Raw genomic sequence first — 16,757 nt, 5'->3', positions numbered from 1 at the left:
GACTAGCCGAGGCCGCAGACCGCATCGGGAGAGATGACGACATGACCACCACCATGCGCGGCGTGTTCGCCGTGTCCACCACCCCGTTCGGGGCGGAGGGGGAGCAGCGGCTCGACCTCCTGACCCCGGGCCTGACCAGGGCGCTCGACGCCGGCGTCGACGGCATCCTCACCATGGGCGCGACCGGTGAGGCGCTGGCGCTGACCACCGCGGAGCGCGAGGACCAGATCCGCGCCACCGTCGAGACGGTCGACGGACGCGTCCCCGTCGTCGTCGGCTGCATGGCCTACCGCCCGGAGGACATGCTCGACCTCATCGCGCAGGCGGCCGCCGCCGGGGCCCAGGCCGCGATGATCACCCCGCCCTTCTACGGGGGACTGGCGCCCGAGGTCGCGGCCGAGGCGCTCGACCGGGTGCTGGAGCGCAGCGAGCTGCCGGTCATGGTCTACAACAACCCCGGCGCCACCGGGGTCGACCTGCTGCCCTCCCACCTCGCCCAGCTGCGCGGCCGGGAGGCGTTTTGGAGCGTCAAGGAGACCTCCGGCGCAGCGACCAGGGTCGCCGAGCTGCGGCAGGAGCTCGGGGAGGACGTGGAGATCTTCGTCGGTGCCGACGGGATCGCGCTCGAGGGCTTCGCCCAGGGTGCGTCCGGGTGGGTCGCCGCCTCCGCCTATCTCGCCCCTGCCTCCTGCGCCCGCCTCTGGAGGCTGGCCGACGCCGGCGACTGGAACGGAGCGGTGGAGCTCTGGCGCAGCTTCGGGATCCCGCTGGGCCAGATCGAGGGCAGCCCGGCCTTCATCTCCCTCATCAAGCAGGGACTGTCCGCCCTCGGTCTGGAGCAGGGCCCGGTCCGCAGTCCGCTCCCGACGGCGGACCACGACTCGGTGGCCGAGGTCGTCTCGGCCGTCACCGCACTGGAGCAGGAGGTTGGTTCTGATGACTGAACGCGCCAAGACCTTCGTCAAGGAGGTCCTCGACGGCGGTCTGGGGGTCCACATCGGTGGGCGACCGGCAGCAGGTGAGGGGACCGCGGTTGACCTGATCAACCCGGCGACCGGTGGCCTCATCGGCACCCTCCCCGGCGCCTCGGCCGACCAGGTCGACGAGGCCGTCCGGACCGCCCGCGCCAGCTTCAGCGAGGGCACCTGGGCCCAGGACGACGCCGGCCGGGCCGAGACGCTGCGCCGGCTCGCCGACACCGTGCACGCCCACGCCGACGACATCGCCTACCTGGACGCCATCGAGGCGGGCAAGGTCTTCCACCTCAGCGCGGCCGAGGACGTCGAGGACGTCGTCGCCAACCTGCGCTACTTCGCCGACCTGGCCGACCACCACGAGGGCCGCCAGTTGCAGGGCCCCAGCGGGTGGGGCTGGGTCCGGGGCGTGCCCATCGGCGTCGTCGGGGTCGTCCTGCCCTGGAACTTCCCGATCGCGATGCTGGGCTGGAAGGTGGCGCCGGCCCTGGCCGCGGGCAACGCCATGGTCCTCAAGCCCTCGGAGGACTCGGTGCTCTCGGCACTCTTCTTCGCCGAGCTCGCCCGCGAGGCCGGCGTCCCGGACGGCATCGTCAACGTCCTGGCCGGTGACGGCGAGAGCGTGGGCCAGGCCCTGGGCCGACACGACGACGTCGACATGCTCACCTTCACCGGCTCCGGAGAGGTGGGCCGGCTCTTCCTCACCTACTCCGCCGAGTCCAATCTCAAGCGGGTCTCGCTCGAGCTGGGCGGCCGCGCCGCATACATCGTCGACAGCGAGCACACCAAGGATGCCGGTGGCACGGCCGGCGACATCATCGGTGCCGCCTTCGGCAACGCGGGGCAGAACTGCACCGCGACCTCCCGGATCGTCTACGTCGGTGACGAGGAGGGCTACCGCTCCTTCGTCGACACCCTGACGGACGAGGCCCTTGCTTTCAGCGTCGGGGACCCGATGTCGGACAGCGCGGCCATGGGGCCGGTCATCAACGCCGAGGCCCGCGACCGCATCGTCACCTGGGTGGACCAGGCGGTCGAGGCGGGGGCGACGGTCCTGGCGCGGCAGCCGGACCTCCCCGAGGGCGACGGCTACTGGGTCGCGCCCACCCTGCTCGAGTCGGTGCCCGAGGGGACCGAGCTGAGCACGGGCGAGGTCTTCGGCCCGGTAGCCCAGGTCCTGCGCGTCGACTCCCGCGAGGAGGCGGTCCAGCTCGTCAACGGCGAGCCCTACGGTCTGGCCTCGACGGTCTGGTGCGAGGACCTGGCCACCGCCAAGTGGTGGACGGACCAGGTCAAGGTCGGCACCCTCGCCCTCAACGGCTACAGCGAGGGCACCGTCGCCACCCCCTTCGGTGGGCTGCGCCAGTCGGGCTTCTGGGGCCGGGACAACGGCCCCGAGGCACTGGACGGCTATCGCGAGCTGATGACCGTCTGGGTCAGCGCCCCCTGACCGTCCCCATCCTCTCGTCCCTTCCGGAGGTCCCGTGCGCGTCGTGGTGATCGGTGCCGGCATCGTCGGGGTCTCCTGCGCCCTGGCCGCCGCCCGTGCGGGCTGCGATGTCGTCGTGCTCGACCGCGGACAGGTCGGGTCCGGCACCACCAGCCGCGGCGAGGGCAATGTCCTCGTCTCCGACAAGCCACCCGGCCCCGAGCTGGACCTGGCCATCGTGAGCCGGCGCACCTGGCAGCGGTGGGGCGAGCAGCTCGGCACGGATGCGCTGGAGCTGGATCCCAAGGGCGGACTGGTCGTCGCCAGCCAGCCCGCGGCGCTGGACCCGCTGCGTGAGCTGGCCGCCGGCCAGGCCGCAGCCGGAGTCGAGGTGGAGGAGGTGCCGGAGCCCAGGCTCCTTGAGCCACACCTGGCGGAGGGGCAGGCCGGGGCCTTCCTCTACCCCGAGGACGCGCAGGTCCAGCCGGTCCTCGCCGCAGCCGCGATCCTGACCGAGGCCCGGCGCCTGGGCGCCGACTACCGGCCGAGCTCGCGGGTGACGGGAGCGCTCCACGGGCGCGACGGCAGGGGGACGGGCGTGCGGCTCGCCGATGGCGAGGTCGTCCACGCCGACGCCGTCGTCAACGCCGCCGGCACCTGGGGCGGGCAGGTCGGGGAGATCCTGGGGGCACCGGTGCCGGTGCTGCCCCGCAAGGGATTCATCCTCGTGACCCAGCCCGCCGGCCCACTCGTCCGCCGCAAGGTCTACTCCGCGGACTATGTCGCCAACGTGGCGGCCTCCACCGAGGGCCTGGAGACCTCGGTCGTGGTGGAGGCGACGCGCGCCGGCACCATCCTCATCGGTGCCAGCCGGGAGCGGGTCGGCTTCGACGCCTCGATGAGCGCCACCACCGTGGCCCAGCTCGCGGCCCAGGCGGTCAAGCTCTTCCCGGTCCTGGCCCAGCTGCAGCTCATGCGCGTCTACCGCGGCTTCCGCCCCTACTGCCCCGACCACCTCCCGGTCATCGGGCCGGACCCGCGGGTGCCCGGCGTCCTGCACGCCTGCGGCCACGAGGGCGCCGGCATCGGCCTGGCCCCGGCGACGGGGGAGCTGATCGCGGCCCACCTCACGGGTGCCGACCCGCACCAGACCGTCGGTGCCGACCCGACGCCCTTCCTGCCGGACCGGCTCCTCGACGGCGCAGGGCTGCCCCACGACGACGTAGTCGCGACGTCGCTGCCCGAGGGAGTATGACGTGACCCCACCCAGCTTCGGCACCCGACCGACCTTGGACACCCGACCCACGTTCGACCTCGACGGCCGCGCCGTCCCCTTCGTGCCCGGACAGACGCTCGGGGCAGCGCTCGTGGCCCAGGGCACCCTCGCCTGGCGGACGACCCGGCGGGACGGACGGCCCCGTGGCATCTTCTGCGGCATCGGGGTCTGCTTCGACTGCCTCGTCTCCGTCGACGGCGTGCCGGACCAGCGCGCCTGCCGGGTGCCGGCGGAGGAGGGCCAGGACGTGCGGACCAGCCAGGGCGACCTCGACCCCCGTGACCTGCCGGGGGAGGACTCGTGACGACATACGACCTGATCGTCGTCGGTGGCGGACCGGCCGGGCTGGCCGCGTCCGCGACCGGCGTGCTCGGTGGCCTGCAGGTGGCGCTGGTGGACGCGGGGAGCGGGCTGGGTGGCCAGTTCTGGCGGCAGCCGCCGCCCGGGTCGCCGGTCGGTCGGGGCGAGGACCTGCACCACGGTCTGGGGACCTATGACGAGCTGCTCTCGGTGGTCGCAGGAGGGGCGACGATTCGGTCCTCCTGCGAGGTGTGGACCGCCACGCGGGACGCCGTCAGCGGCGACATCTCGCTCCATCTGCTCGACCGCACCCCCGGTCCGGGTCGGGAGGCGTCGGCCACCATCACGGCACCGAGGGTCGTGCTGGCGACCGGGGCCTACGACCTGCCGCTCCCGTTCCCCGGCTGGGACCTGCCTGGCGTCTACACGGCGGGCGGGCTCCAGGCCCTGCTCAAGGGATCCGGCGTCGTCGCCGGCCGCCGGGTCGTGGTCGGGGGCACCGGGCCCTTCCTCCTGCCCGTCGCTGCCGGGCTGGCCGCCCGCGGCGCAGCGGTCGTGCTGAGCGAGGCCAACGATCCCCGACGCTGGCTGCCGGGGGCGCCGGCCGCGCTCGGGCTGCCCGGCAAGCTGCTGGAGGGGGCAGGGTATGCCGCTGCTCTCGCCCGGCACCGTGTCCCGGTGCACCTGCGGACGGCGGTCACGGCCGCCCACGGGACCGACCGGGTCGAGGCGGTGACGCTGTCGGTGCTGGACCGGGAGGGGTCCGTGGTGCCCGGTCGGGATCGGGTGATCCCGGCCGACGCCGTCGGGGTCGGGTGGGGCTTCGTGCCGCAGCTGGACCTGGCCGTCACCCTCGGCGCCGCGCTGTCCGGGCCGTGGGACGGCAACCAGGTCGTCCAGGTCGACGCCTGGCAGCGCACCTCGGTCGGTGGCGTCTACGCCGCCGGGGAGGTCTGCGGCGTGGGCGGCTCCGAGCTGGCGCTGCGCGAGGGGCAGGTCGCCGCGGAGGGTGTCCTCCGGGACTCCGGCCTGGGCGGCGTGACGGATGCTGCAGGCCTCCGCCGCGTGCGGGACCTGATCAAGCGCCACCGTCGATTCGCCGCCGCCATGGCCCACGCCCACCCGGTACCGCCTCGGTGGCAGTCCTGGCTCACGGACGCGACCACCGTCTGCCGCTGCGAGGAGATCGATGCCGGCCAGGTCCGGGCAGCCGTCGCCGGGGGAGCCACGGGGCCGCGCCAGGTCAAGCAGCTGACCCGGGCCGGCATGGGCTGGTGCCAGGGGCGGATGTGCGGGCCTGCGGTCCGCCGGCTGTGCGCCGAGCGAGCCGCCACGACCCTGCCCGAGGTGGAGGAACGGCTGGTCGCGACCCCGTTGCCCCTCGGCGCGCTCGCCCGAGCTATCGACCCCATACCCGGTCTCGACATACCCGGTCCCCACGCCCTACCCGACGGGACCGACCCCATACCCGACAGGACGGAGTGAAGTCATGCGTTCAACGGTCGTCTACCACGCCGTGGACTCCCACACCGAGGGGATGCCCACCAGGGTGATCACCGGGGGAGTCGGTGTCCTCCCGGGGGACACCATGTTCGAGCGGCGGCAGCGCTTCGTCGCCGAGCGTGACGACCTGCGGACCCTGCTGATGTACGAGCCACGGGGCCATGCCTCGATGAGCGGCGCCATCCTCCAGCCGCCGACGCGGCCCGACGCCGACTACGGGGTGCTCTACATCGAGGTCTCCGGCTGCCTGCCGATGTGCGGGCACGGGACGATGGGGGTGGCGACGGTGCTGGTGGAGACCGGCATGGTCGAGGTCACCGAGCCGGAGACCATCATCCGGCTGGACACCCCCGCCGGGCTGGTCACCACCCGGGTCGCCGTCCGGGACGGGCAGGCCGAGTCGGTGACCCTGGAGAATGTCGCCTCCTACTGCCACGCTCTCGACCAGGTCGTCGAGGTCCCCGGTTTCGGCCAGGTCCGGTATGACGTGGCCTACGGGGGCAACTTCTACGCCTTCGTGCGGCTCGAGGACCTGGGGCTGCCCTTCGACCGGGCCGAGAAGCAGCGTCTGCTCGATGCGGGTCTGGCGATCATGGACGCCATCAACGAGAAGAGCCCGGTCGCCCACCCGGAGAACCACGAGATCGACGTCGTCCACCACGTCTACCTGGAGACGCCGGGCTCCGACGCCCGCCACTCCCGGCACGCGATGGCGATCCATCCGGGGTGGTTCGACCGCTCGCCCTGCGGCACCGGCACCAGCGCCCGGATGGCTCAGCTGCACGCCCGGGGCGAGCTGGCGGTGGGGGAGGACTTCGTCAACGAGTCCTTCATCGGCTCGCGCTTCATCGGCCGCATCGCGGGGGAGACCTCGGTGGGGGACCGGCCGGGGATCCTGCCGCACGTCACCGGACGGGCCTGGATCACCGGCACGGCGCAGTATCTCCTCGACCCGACCGACCCGTTCCCCGCGGGCTTCCTGCTGTGAGGCACCCATGAGCGACCAGTTCTCCACGATCGACTACCACACGGGTGGCGAGCCCTTCCGAATCGTGACCGGGGGCGCCCCGGACCTGCCGGGCGCCACGGTGGCCGAGCGCCGGGTCCGGGCGATCGAGGACGACCGTGCCCAGTGGGTGCGGGCGCTGCTGTGCTCCGAGCCCCGGGGCCATGCCGACATGTACGGCTGCTTCCTCGTCCCACCCGACGACGACGGCGCCGACCTGGGCGTGCTCTTCTGGCACAAGGACGGCTTCTCGACCGCCTGCGGTCACGGCACGATCGCGCTGGGCGCGTGGGCCGTGGAGTCCGGTCTGGTGGAGGCGGAGCCGGACGGTGTCACCGAGGTCGTCGTCGACGTCCCCTCGGGCCGGGTCCGGGCACTCGTGCGCTGCGAGGGCGGCCAGGTGCAGGATGTGACCTTCGTCAGCGTCCCCTCGTGGGTGCACGCCCGCGACGTCGAGGTGGTCACGTCCCGGGGCACGGCCAGGGTCGACATCGGTTTCGGAGGGGCGATGTATGCCGTGCTGCCGGCGTCCGCGGTCGGCCTGGACGTCGTGGTGGGGGACTACCCGGCACTGATCGCGACCGGGCGGGAGATCCGGGACCAGCTCAACGACCGCGTCGCGGCCGAGCACCCTGAGGACCCCCGGCTGTCCGGCATCTACGGGACCATCTTCACCGCGCCCGGCAGCAGCGGCGACCCGCTCCACCAGCGCAACTGCACCGTCTTCGCCGACGGCGAGGTGGACCGCTCCCCGTGCGGGAGCGGCACCGCCGCCCGCGTGGCGCTGCTCGCCGACGCGGGTGAGCTCACCGAGGGCCAGGTCCTGCGGCACGAGTCGATCGTCGGGTCGATCTTCCTGGGGCAGATCCCGGAGCGGGACACGGTCCACGGTCGGCCTGCGGTCGTCCCGACCGTGACGGGCTCGGCGTATCGTGTCGGGACGAGCGAGTTCAGCGTCGACCCCCGGGACCCGATGTCTCCGGGATTTGTCCTGCGCTGAGCGGGACGATGGCCATGCCGGGTGAGGGTTGGAGGTAGCGGTGGACAGCGGCGACACCAGGTCCTTGCGGCTGCCCAACTACGGGGGACGCACGAGTCTCCGAGAGCTGGTGGCCGAAGCTTTGCGCGCACTGCTCATCAGCGGCCAGATGCGCCCCGGAGAGATCTACTCAGCCCCGTCCCTCGCGGCGGAGTTCGGTGTCTCCGCGACCCCGGTCCGGGAGGCCATGCTCGACCTCGTGACCGAGGGCCTGGTCGAGGTCGTCCGCAACAAGGGCTTCCGGGTGACCCAGCTGAGCGACGCGGAGCTCGATGCCATGGCGGAGCTCCGCGTCCTGATCGAGCCTCCGATCATGGGCCTGGTCGCCGAGGGCTGTGTCGGTGACACGGCGGTGGCCGTCGAGGGCCTGCGTCCCCTGGCCGACGAGATCGCCCTCGCCGCGGAGCGGGAGGACCTCGTCAGCTATATCGAGGCCGACACGGAGTTCCACCTGCGCTTCCTGGCGATCCACGGCAACGATGAGGTGGTCAAGGTCGTGCGGCGGCTGCGGAGGCGGTCCCGGCTGTACGGACTCACCGCGCTCCTGGGGACCGGCGTGATCCGCCGGCAGGTGGCCGAGCACACGGAGATGGTCGAACGCGCCCTGGCTCGTGACCGGCTCGGTATGGAGAAGCTGGTCGCCCAGCACATCGGCCACGTCCGGTCCGCGTGGGCCGGGCGGCACTGAGGAAAGTTTTCCGGAAAAACCGAGGCACGAAGGACTGGCGCTGTAGTACCATTGCACATGGCACAGTCGGATGCGCCGAGCATCCGGACGACGACGGGCGCGAAGGAGCGAACGATGAGGCGTGGACTGACCGGGATTGTCGTGGCGGGACTGGCGTTGAGCCTTGCTGCCTGCAGCGGGCAGGGAGGCCGCACCCCGTCCTCTCCCTCGGTGGGCGGAGGGCAGGACGGGACCACCCAGTCCGCCGGGGGCACCGGTGGCGGAGGTGGTGCCGAGCTCACCGACGACGGTTGGGCCCTGCGCACCGCGCCTGCGAAGGCCGGCGGCACGGTGACCGTGCTCGGCAACTCCGAGTTCTCCTATCTCGACCCGGTCAAGGGGAACGACGGCAATGTCAACAACTTCTACCGGCTGATCTACCGGACCCTGGTGACCCAGGCTCCCGGGACGGGAGCGGCGGGGAACGAGGTCGTCCCTGACCTCGCGACGGACACGGGCACCCCGAGCGAGGACATGAAGACCTGGACCTTCACCCTCAAGGACGGCATCGTCTACGAGGACGGGACCCCCATCCGCGCACAGGACTTCAAGTATGCGTTGGAGCGCTCGGCCGATGCCCAGCTGCGCCTGGGTTCCACCGACCACCTCCAGTACATCGAGGGCCTGGAGGCGTATGCCGGCATCTACGAGGACCCTGCCGGCCTGGATTCGATCGAGACGCCCGACGACAAGACCATCGTCTTCCACCTCAACCGGCCGATGCCCGGCTTCGCCAACATCGTGGCTGCCACCGCCACGACGCCCTTCCCCGAGGGGAAGGTGACGTCCGTGAACCAGCTGGACGAGAAGCCGATCAGCTCGGGGCCCTACAAGGTCGAGTCCTACCAGCGCGGGTCCAAGCTCGTCCTGACCCGCAACGATAAGTGGGACCCGAAGACGGACGAGGTCCGCACGGCCCTGCCGGACTCCTTCGAGTTCCTCTTCGGGCTGGACGCCTCCACCATCGACCAGCGGATGATCTCCGCCCAGGGTGCTGACGCCAACGCCATCGCGTCCTCGACCAACCCGCTGCAGGCGGCCTCGCTGCCCCTGGTCCTGGCGGACAAGGGGCTGATGGCGCGGACGGTCCGGGACCAGCCCACCTGCACCACCTATCTCACCCTCAACATGACCAAGGGGCCGCTGGACGACCTCAAGGTCCGCCAGGCCATCTCCTACGCCGTCGACAAGCAGCAGGTCCTCACCGCCACCGGTGGCCCCATGATGGCCACCGTGGCCAACGAGATGCTCCTTCCGGGCACCCCTGGGTGGGAGGACTTCGACCTCTACCCCAGCCCCGACAACGCAGGAGACCTCGACAAGGCCAAGGAGCTGCTGGCCGAGGCCGGCGTCGAGGAGGGCTTCAAGCTCACCATGGACGTCCGTGCCCTGCCCAAGTGGCAGGCGCAGGCCGAGGCGGTGCAGGACTCGCTGCAGAAGCTCGGCCTGACGATCGACCTGAACGTCATCGAGGCGTCCACGTACTACAGCACGATCTTCACGCCCAGCCAGCAGAACGACCTGGCGATCACCGGATGGTGCAGCTCGTGGCTGTTCGGCGAGGTCCTGCTCTCCCCGCTCTTCCACGGTGACCGCATCAACGAGACCGGGAACTACAACGTCTCTCAGCTGAACGACCCGGGCGTGAACGAAGCCTTCGACGAGATCGCGACCATGACCGACCTGGACGAGCAGAACGCTGCCTACTCGGACCTGAACCGCCAGATCCTCGAGCTGGCTCCGGTCGTGCCTCTCGTCAGGGACACCCCGCTGCAGATGGTCGGGCCGAATGTCGGTGACGCCTACTCGCACGCAGGGACGACCGGGTATGTCGACTACAGCAGCGTCGGCCTGATCAACCCCTGACGCCTGTGACCATCGGTCTGGAGCCTGCCCGGGAGGCGGACCAGCAGGCGGTCATCACCCCACCGCCCCGGCGGTGGGGGATGCTCCGCTACCTGATCCGCCGGCCGTCGGCCGTGGCCTCGATGACGGTGCTGGCGCTCGTCGTGCTGCTGGCCCTGCTGGCGCCGGTCCTGGCGCGCCTGAGCGGGAACGACCCGTTCTCGTTCAACCAGAGCGCGCTGGGGCCGGCCGGGCTCCCCGAGGGGCCCTTCGGCGGGATCAGCGCGGAGCACTGGCTCGGGGTCGAGCCCCTGAACGGGCGTGACCTGTTCTCCCGCATCGCCTACGGGGCTCGGACCTCGCTGCTGATCGCCACCGTGGCCACGCTGGTCACGATGGTCCTCGGGACCGTGATGGGTCTGGTCGCTGGCTACTTCGGCGGGTGGGTCGACCAGGTCATCTCCAGGGTCATGGACTTCCTGATGGCCTTCCCGCAGCTCATCTTCATGATCGCCATCCTGTCGGCCGTCCCTCAGGCGAACAGGATCATCATGCTGGTGACCGTCCTGTCCATCTTTGGCTGGCCGAAGGTGGGACGGGTGATCCGGAGCCAGGTGATGTCGTTGCGGCAGCGGGAGTTCGTCGAGGCTGCGGTCGCCTCCGGGGCCAGCCGCCGGCAGATCGTGTTCGGGGAGATCCTGCCCCTGCTGGCAGGCACCATCATCGTGTACACGAGCCTGACGCTCCCGTCCTACATCGCGACCGAGGCTGGCCTGTCCTTCCTCGGGGTGGGCGTCAAGCCCCCGGCTCCCTCGTGGGGACAGATGGTCTACGCCGCTGTCCCCTGGTACCAGACCGACCCGATGTTCTTCATCATCCCGGGGACCTTCCTGACCTTGACCGTCCTGTCGGCCATGCTCCTGGGAGATCACATCCAGACGTACACCTCGCGACGTGAGGCCCGTCGATGATCACCTTCCTGGCGCGTCGGCTGATCGGCGCAGCAGTCACCCTCTTCGGCGTCCTGCTCTTCACCCACATCATCTTCTTTCATCTCGCCGCCGACCCGGCGGTCCTGATCTGCGGTCAGACCTGCACGCCGGCCCGGATCGACTCCCTCCGTGAGGTGCTGGGCCTGGACCGGCCGTTCTGGGTGCAGTTCGGCACCTTCCTCGCCGGGCTCGTGGTCGGCCGCACCTACGGGGACGGCGCCACGGCCATCGAGTGCGCGGCCCCCTGCCTCGGCCACTCGTTCCAGACCAACCAGGACGTGACCGCCATGCTCATGGAGCGGTTGCCGGTCACCATCACCCTGGGCATCGGGGCCGGTGTGATCTGGCTCGTCTACGGGGTCGTCTCGGGCCTGATCTCGGCCTACCGGGCCGGGTCGTGGGTCGATCACGGCTTCAACGCCGTGGCGCTGGCCGGGATCGCGCTGCCCAACTACTTCGTGGCCCTGATCCTCCAGTACATCTTCGTGGTCCGGCTGCAGCTCCTTCCCTTCCCGACCACGGTCCGCTTCCAGGACGACCCGTCCCTGTGGTTCGACACCTATCTCCTGCCGTGGGTGGTGCTCGCGCTCATGTACGCGGCGATGTACACCCGCATCACGCGGGCCAACGTCCTGGACACCCTCAACGAGAACTACATGCGGACCGCGAAGGCCAAGGGCCTGCGACCGCGCACCGTGATCTTCCGGCACGCCCTGCGACCGTCGATGACCCCCGTGGTCACGTTGTTCGGCATGGACCTCGCAGCCCTCCTCGGGGGTGCCCTGATCACCGAGAGCGTCTTCGGCCTCAACGGCATCGGGAAGCTGGCCCGCGACGCGATCACCAACAACGACCAGCCAGTGATCATGGGGGTCACGCTGGTGGCCGCCTTCATCGTGGTGGTCGCCAACATCGTCGTCGACCTGCTCTACGCAGCGCTCGACCCGCGCATCCGGACGAGGGCGACATGACGGCTCCTCTCCTGCAGGTGCAGGACCTGTCCGTGTCCTTCCGCTCCCACCAGGGGCCGGTCACCGTCCTGGAGAAGCTCAGCTTCACCCTGGACCGGGGTCAGTCCCTCGGGATCGTGGGGGAGTCCGGTTCGGGCAAGTCGATGACGGCGCTGGCCATCATGGGGCTGCTCCCACCCGAGGCGACCGTGACGGGGAGCGTCCGTCTTCAGGGCGAGGAGATCACCTCGATGTCCGAGCGCCGGCTCAGGCCGCTGCGGGGTGACACGATGGCGATGATCTTCCAGGATCCGCTGTCGTCCCTGAACCCCTACTACACCGTCGGGCTGCAGATCGCTGAGGCCCACCAGGCGCACCGCGGTGGATCCCGGAGGGCCGCCAAGGCGGTGGCGGTCGAGGCGATGGAGGCGGTCCACATCCGTGACGCCCGGCACCGGGTGGACCACTACCCTCATCAGTTCTCCGGGGGTATGCGGCAGCGCATCATGATCGCCATGGCCCTCGCCTGCGAGCCGGACCTGCTCATCGCCGACGAGCCGACGACGGCCCTCGACGTCACCGTGCAGGCGCAGGTGCTCGACCTGATCGACGAGATCCAGGAGAGCATCGACGCCGCGCTCATCTTCATCACCCACGATCTTGCCGTCGTCTCGCAGGTCAGCGACCACGTGATCGTCCTGCAGAAGGGCACGGTCCGAGACTCTGGTCCGACCCGTGAGGTGTTCACCCGGACCACTGACCCCTACACGCAGCGTCTGCTGGCTGCCACCCCCCGGATCGACGATCCCGTCCCGGACCTGCTGACGCCGGAGCAGGTGGTCCTCGGCGCGGTACGTTCGACGGAGGATGCGAGGCCGAGCGATGGCTGATGCGGTGGCTCCCCTGCTCCGCACGGAGGAGATCGGGAAGACCTTCAAGGTGCAGCGACGTCATCGGCTCGTGACCAGGAACGTGGACTTCGTGGCGCTGGACAAGATCTCCTTCCAGGTCCGGCCGGGCGAGACGGTCGGGTTGGTGGGCGAGTCCGGCTCCGGGAAGTCGACGACCGCTCGGGTGGTCGCGAGGCTGCTCGAGCCGAGCACCGGACGACTCTTCTTCCAGGAGGAGGACATCACCCACGCCACCGGCAGCACTCTGCGCCGGATCAGGTCCCAGGTGCAGTTCGTCTTCCAGGACCCCTTCTCCTCCCTGAACCCTCGGCACACGGTGCAGCAGATCATCACCGCACCGCTGGTCTACCAGGGCCGGCCGGTGCCGGGCGGTGCGCGGAAGTTTGCCGGCGACCTGCTGGAGCAGGTGGGCCTGGACCCGGACCATGTCGACCGGTATCCGCACCAGTTCTCCGGTGGCCAGGCACAGCGCATCGGCATCGCCCGGGCGATCGCGGTGCGTCCCTCGCTGGTCATCTGCGACGAGGCCGTCTCTGCGCTCGACGTGTCCGTGCAGGCGCAGGTCATCGAGCTGCTCCGAGGACTGCAACGGGAGTACGGCTTCGCCTACCTCTTCATCGCCCACGATCTGGCCGTGGTGCGCCAGGTGGCGCATTGGGTCTGCGTCATGAGCGAGGGGCGGATCGTCGAGCAGGGGCACCGGGACGCCATCTTCGACCACCCGCAGCACCCCTACACCCGGACGCTCCTCGAAGCCGTCCCGCGCATCCCGAGCGACTGGGTCCTCCCGGGCCGCTCGGGTCACCACCCCGCACCTGCACAGAAGCACGAAGGAGAAGGATGACGGCGTCCAGCGAGCAAGCGGAGTTTGTCGAGCTCTACACCGCGGAGTGGGAGTGGCGTGCGGGCGAGCTCGGCCACCAGCCGGAGTGGCTGGACACCGAGCCGCCGTCCCTCCTCCCGGACGTCTCCGCCGACGCGCAGCAGCGGCGCTCCCGACGCTGGCGGGACGTGCGCGAGGCGGTGGCAGCGCTCGACCCGGAGCAGCTGGACCCACAGGCGCAGAGCGATCGAGCCGTCTACCTCTACCAGCTGGACACCCTCATCAACCAGGTGGAGCACCGTCAGTACGAAGCCCCGGTCAACTCGGACACGGCGTTCTGGCAGGACCTCCTGTCCCTGGCCCGCCGACCCTTCGGCACGGAGGAGCAGCTCCACGGCTACCTGTCGGTCCTCCGACAGGTCCCGGAGCACTTCTCGGCGCAGATCACCAACCTGCGAGCAGGGCTGGCTCGGGGCTTCGCACCTCCCCGCGTGAGCATGGTGGGGAGGGACGCCACCGCCCGGACCGTGGCCCTCGCGACCAACCCGGAGGAGACGGACCTCTACCGGCCCGTCCGTGACTACCTGGGCGCCGCGGGTGGTGGGGCTCCGGCCAGCCTCGGCAAGGAGGTCGCTGAGGCGATCGAGCTGGACGTGATCCCTGCCTTCCAGGAGCTGTCGGCCTTCCTGGCGGAGGAGTATCTGCCGGGTCTCCCTGAGCAGATCTCCGCCACCGAGCGCGTCGGCTCCGACTACTACCAGAATCAGCTGGCGGAGTTCTCTACCCTCGACCTGACGCCCTCGGAGATCCACCGACAGGGTCTCGACGCGGTGGCGGCGCTTCGTGAGCAGATGTCCGAGGTGGCCGGCACGGCCGGTTTCCACGGTGACGTCGACCGCATGCTCGAGCACATGCGGACCTCGCCGGAGTTCTACGTCGAACGGCCGGAGGACCTGCTCAAGGAGGCGGCCTGGCACGCGAAGAAGTTCGACGGCGTGGTGCACCGGTACTTCGGCCGGGTGCCCCGCCAGCGCTTCGGCATCGTCGAGCCCCCCGCCGATCTCGCGCCGTTCTACACCTTCGGCAGGGGTGGGGTGGACCGGTACGTGCTGAACACCTACTCCCTGCCGGACCGTCCGCTCTACTCCCTGCCGGCGCTCACACTGCACGAGGCTGCACCCGGGCATGCCTTCCAGATCCCGTTCTCCCTGGAGATGGAGCACCTGCCCCCGTTCCGCCGCTATGCCTACAGCTCGGCGTTCGGGGAGGGGTGGGCGCTGTACGGCGAGCACCTGGGTGTCGAGATGGGGATGTACGAGACCCCGTTCGAGATGATGGGCATGCTGAGCTTCCAGATGTGGCGGGCCGTGCGACTCGTGGTCGATCCAGGGATCCATGCCCTCGGGTGGAGCCGTGAGCAGGCCATCGAGTTCCTGTCGCAGAACACGGCCATCGGCCAGCACGAGGTCGTGACCGAGATCGACCGCTACATCTCCTGGCCGGGTCAGGCGGTCGCCTACTACCTGGGGAAGACGCAGATCCTGAAGGCACGTGAGCGTGCTGAGGCGGCGCTCGGTGAGCGCTTCACCCTGCCTGCCTTCCACGACCTGCTCATGTCCTTGGGGACACCTCCGCTGAAGGTCATGGACACCGAGGTGGACCGCTTCATCCGCGGCGGAGGCGTCTCGCCGTTCAGCGAGGTGACCCTGTGAACCTGACCATCCTGGATGCCCAGCTCGGCACTGGCGCCACAGACCGAGGGCGCGCCGGTGGTCGAGGACGCGTCGACCTCGAGATCGTGGACGGCGTCATCTCCGGTGTGACCCCGCACGACCCGGACACGTCGCGTCGTGCGACCGATCCGGGTTCGACAGTGATCGAGGCCGCCGGAGCGACCGTAGTTCCCGGCCTGATCGATGCCCACTTCCATGCCTACGGTGTGGGGCTGGACAGTCTGGAGATCAACGCCCAGCCGTTGAGTCTCGTGGGGATCAAGGGGGCGGCCCGCTGTGGCGCAGCACTGGCGCGCGGATTCACCACGGTGCGTGACGTCGCCGGCGGGGATGCCGGTCTGGCTGCAGCGATCAGCGAGGGGTTGGTCGCGGCGCCGGAGTATCTCTTCACCGGCCCGGCCCTCTCCCAGACCGGTGGGCACGGTGATGAGCACCCGGGCGTGCTCAACCTGTGCTCCGGTCACGGACACATGGGCGAGGTCGTGGACGGCGTGGACGCGCTGCGCACCGCGGTGCGCCGACGCTTCCGGATGGGTGCCCACGCCATCAAGGTCATGGCCTCCGGAGGCGTCGTCTCACCCACGGATCCGATCCGGTTCTCGCAGTACTCCGAGGAGGAGCTCCGAGCCGTCGTGGACGAGGCCGGCCGACGGGACAGCTACGTGGCCGCTCATGCCTATCCTGCCCAGGCGATCAGACGGGCCGTCCGGGCCGGCGTCAGGTCCATCGAGCACGGCAACCTGCTCGACCAGCAGGTCGCGGAGCAGATGGCCGAGGCAGAGGCCTTCCTGGTGCCCACCCTGATCGCCTACGACGCCATGAACAGACGGGGCGACGAGGCCGGCCTCTCAGCCGACGGCCTGCGCAAGAACAGGGAGGTCCTGCAGCGTGGCCAGGACGCCGTGCGGCTCGCTCTGGCAGCGGGGGTGCAGGTCGGCTGGGGGTCTGACCTGATGGGTTCGCTCGAGGACGAACAGCTGGGAGGACTCCGCCTCCAGGTGGACGCATCAGGCTTGGAGGAGACGCTCCGCTCAGCCACCGAGGTGAATGCGCGACTGCTCCAGCTGAGCGATCGCGGTCGCATCGAGGAGGGGCTGCGTGCGGACCTGCTCATCCTGCCTGGTGACCTCGCCGATGATCCGTCCCTGCTCTGGGAGGAGCGCCCGGGGAGGGTCGTGATCAAGGAAGGCAGGGTCGTGGCGCGCGACGGAAGGCTCCTGGGCCCGGACGGGAGCTGATCCTCCCTGTG

Annotated in this window: 15 protein-coding genes; all 15 read left to right on the top strand. The window is 70.4% G+C overall.

Translation table 11 applies throughout. The annotated features are described in order from the left end of the window. The first annotated feature begins 41 nt into the window (after positions 1 to 41). The 15 genes from ACTMMA_RS07210 (at position 42) to ACTMMA_RS07140 (ending at position 16,746) form a co-directional block, all read left to right on the top strand. Entirely contained in the window at positions 42 to 944 is a 903-nt protein-coding gene (locus ACTMMA_RS07210) for a dihydrodipicolinate synthase family protein (RefSeq protein ID WP_441189433.1), read from the top strand. Then, positions 937 to 2,424, top strand: coding sequence for an aldehyde dehydrogenase family protein (locus ACTMMA_RS07205; protein ID WP_441189432.1), 1,488 nt, complete (start codon positions 937 to 939; stop codon positions 2,422 to 2,424). The genes ACTMMA_RS07210 and ACTMMA_RS07205 overlap by 8 nt, the downstream gene beginning before the upstream one ends. Before the next feature lie 43 nt (positions 2,425 to 2,467). Then, the gene (locus tag ACTMMA_RS07200; RefSeq protein ID WP_441189431.1) at positions 2,468 to 3,658 is read left to right on the top strand and encodes an NAD(P)/FAD-dependent oxidoreductase; all 1,191 of its coding nucleotides are present in this window, start codon (positions 2,468 to 2,470) and stop codon (positions 3,656 to 3,658) included. 1 nt (position 3,659) lies between these two features. Then, positions 3,660 to 3,983, top strand: coding sequence for a (2Fe-2S)-binding protein (locus ACTMMA_RS07195; protein WP_441189430.1), 324 nt, complete (start codon positions 3,660 to 3,662; stop codon positions 3,981 to 3,983). Next, on the top strand, positions 3,980 to 5,464 hold the full coding sequence (locus ACTMMA_RS07190) for an FAD-dependent oxidoreductase (RefSeq protein WP_441189429.1): 1,485 nt from the start codon (positions 3,980 to 3,982) through the stop codon (positions 5,462 to 5,464). Before ACTMMA_RS07195 ends, ACTMMA_RS07190 begins: the two co-directional genes overlap by 4 nt. A gap of 4 nt (positions 5,465 to 5,468) precedes the next feature. Beyond that, positions 5,469 to 6,470, top strand: coding sequence for a proline racemase family protein (locus tag ACTMMA_RS07185; RefSeq protein ID WP_441189428.1), 1,002 nt, complete (start codon positions 5,469 to 5,471; stop codon positions 6,468 to 6,470). A 7-nt stretch (positions 6,471 to 6,477) separates the two neighbouring features. Further along, the gene (locus ACTMMA_RS07180; RefSeq protein ID WP_441189427.1) at positions 6,478 to 7,488 is read left to right on the top strand and encodes a proline racemase family protein; all 1,011 of its coding nucleotides are present in this window, start codon (positions 6,478 to 6,480) and stop codon (positions 7,486 to 7,488) included. Positions 7,489 to 7,528: 40 nt separating this feature from the next. After that, entirely contained in the window at positions 7,529 to 8,215 is a 687-nt protein-coding gene (locus ACTMMA_RS07175; RefSeq protein WP_441189426.1) for a GntR family transcriptional regulator, read from the top strand. A 114-nt stretch (positions 8,216 to 8,329) separates the two neighbouring features. After that, positions 8,330 to 10,120: an ABC transporter substrate-binding protein gene (locus ACTMMA_RS07170; RefSeq protein ID WP_441189425.1), complete on the top strand. Its 1,791-nt coding sequence runs from the start codon at positions 8,330 to 8,332 to the stop codon at positions 10,118 to 10,120. A 5-nt stretch (positions 10,121 to 10,125) separates the two neighbouring features. Then, complete coding sequence (locus tag ACTMMA_RS07165) at positions 10,126 to 11,070, top strand: ABC transporter permease (RefSeq protein ID WP_441189424.1); 945 nt, start codon at positions 10,126 to 10,128, stop codon at positions 11,068 to 11,070. After that, on the top strand, positions 11,067 to 12,062 hold the full coding sequence (locus tag ACTMMA_RS07160; RefSeq protein WP_441189423.1) for an ABC transporter permease: 996 nt from the start codon (positions 11,067 to 11,069) through the stop codon (positions 12,060 to 12,062). The genes ACTMMA_RS07165 and ACTMMA_RS07160 overlap by 4 nt, the downstream gene beginning before the upstream one ends. Beyond that, on the top strand, positions 12,059 to 12,931 hold the full coding sequence (locus ACTMMA_RS07155; RefSeq protein WP_441189422.1) for an ABC transporter ATP-binding protein: 873 nt from the start codon (positions 12,059 to 12,061) through the stop codon (positions 12,929 to 12,931). The genes ACTMMA_RS07160 and ACTMMA_RS07155 overlap by 4 nt, the downstream gene beginning before the upstream one ends. Further along, on the top strand, positions 12,924 to 13,796 hold the full coding sequence (locus tag ACTMMA_RS07150) for an ATP-binding cassette domain-containing protein (protein ID WP_441189421.1): 873 nt from the start codon (positions 12,924 to 12,926) through the stop codon (positions 13,794 to 13,796). Before ACTMMA_RS07155 ends, ACTMMA_RS07150 begins: the two co-directional genes overlap by 8 nt. Beyond that, positions 13,793 to 15,487, top strand: a complete 1,695-nt coding sequence (locus ACTMMA_RS07145) for a DUF885 domain-containing protein (protein ID WP_441189420.1) — start codon at positions 13,793 to 13,795, stop codon at positions 15,485 to 15,487. The genes ACTMMA_RS07150 and ACTMMA_RS07145 overlap by 4 nt, the downstream gene beginning before the upstream one ends. After that, positions 15,484 to 16,746 (top strand): metal-dependent hydrolase family protein, encoded by a 1,263-nt coding sequence (locus ACTMMA_RS07140; protein WP_441189419.1) that lies wholly within the window; start codon positions 15,484 to 15,486, stop codon positions 16,744 to 16,746. The genes ACTMMA_RS07145 and ACTMMA_RS07140 overlap by 4 nt, the downstream gene beginning before the upstream one ends. Positions 16,747 to 16,757 lie beyond the last annotated feature (11 nt).

Origin of the sequence: Ornithinimicrobium panacihumi (genome assembly GCF_052073805.1) — a bacterium.
GTDB classification, from domain to species: Bacteria; Actinomycetota; Actinomycetes; order Actinomycetales; family Dermatophilaceae; genus Ornithinicoccus; species Ornithinicoccus panacihumi.
This window is presented reverse-complemented; position numbering and strand designations above follow the sequence as displayed.

Excerpts from the sequence above, each read along its gene's own strand:
- ACTMMA_RS07210 (WP_441189433.1), top strand. The coding sequence starts at position 42 with ATGACCACCACCATGCGCGGCGTGTTCGCCGTGTCCACCACCCCGTTC.
- ACTMMA_RS07205 (WP_441189432.1), top strand. The coding sequence starts at position 937 with ATGACTGAACGCGCCAAGACCTTCGTCAAGGAGGTCCTCGACGGCGGT.
- ACTMMA_RS07185 (WP_441189428.1), top strand. The coding sequence starts at position 5,469 with ATGCGTTCAACGGTCGTCTACCACGCCGTGGACTCCCACACCGAGGGG.
- ACTMMA_RS07180 (WP_441189427.1), top strand. The coding sequence starts at position 6,478 with ATGAGCGACCAGTTCTCCACGATCGACTACCACACGGGTGGCGAGCCC.
- ACTMMA_RS07170 (WP_441189425.1), top strand. The coding sequence starts at position 8,330 with ATGAGGCGTGGACTGACCGGGATTGTCGTGGCGGGACTGGCGTTGAGC.
- ACTMMA_RS07160 (WP_441189423.1), top strand. The coding sequence starts at position 11,067 with ATGATCACCTTCCTGGCGCGTCGGCTGATCGGCGCAGCAGTCACCCTC.
- ACTMMA_RS07155 (WP_441189422.1), top strand. The coding sequence starts at position 12,059 with ATGACGGCTCCTCTCCTGCAGGTGCAGGACCTGTCCGTGTCCTTCCGC.
- ACTMMA_RS07150 (WP_441189421.1), top strand. The coding sequence starts at position 12,924 with ATGGCTGATGCGGTGGCTCCCCTGCTCCGCACGGAGGAGATCGGGAAG.
- ACTMMA_RS07145 (WP_441189420.1), top strand. The coding sequence starts at position 13,793 with ATGACGGCGTCCAGCGAGCAAGCGGAGTTTGTCGAGCTCTACACCGCG.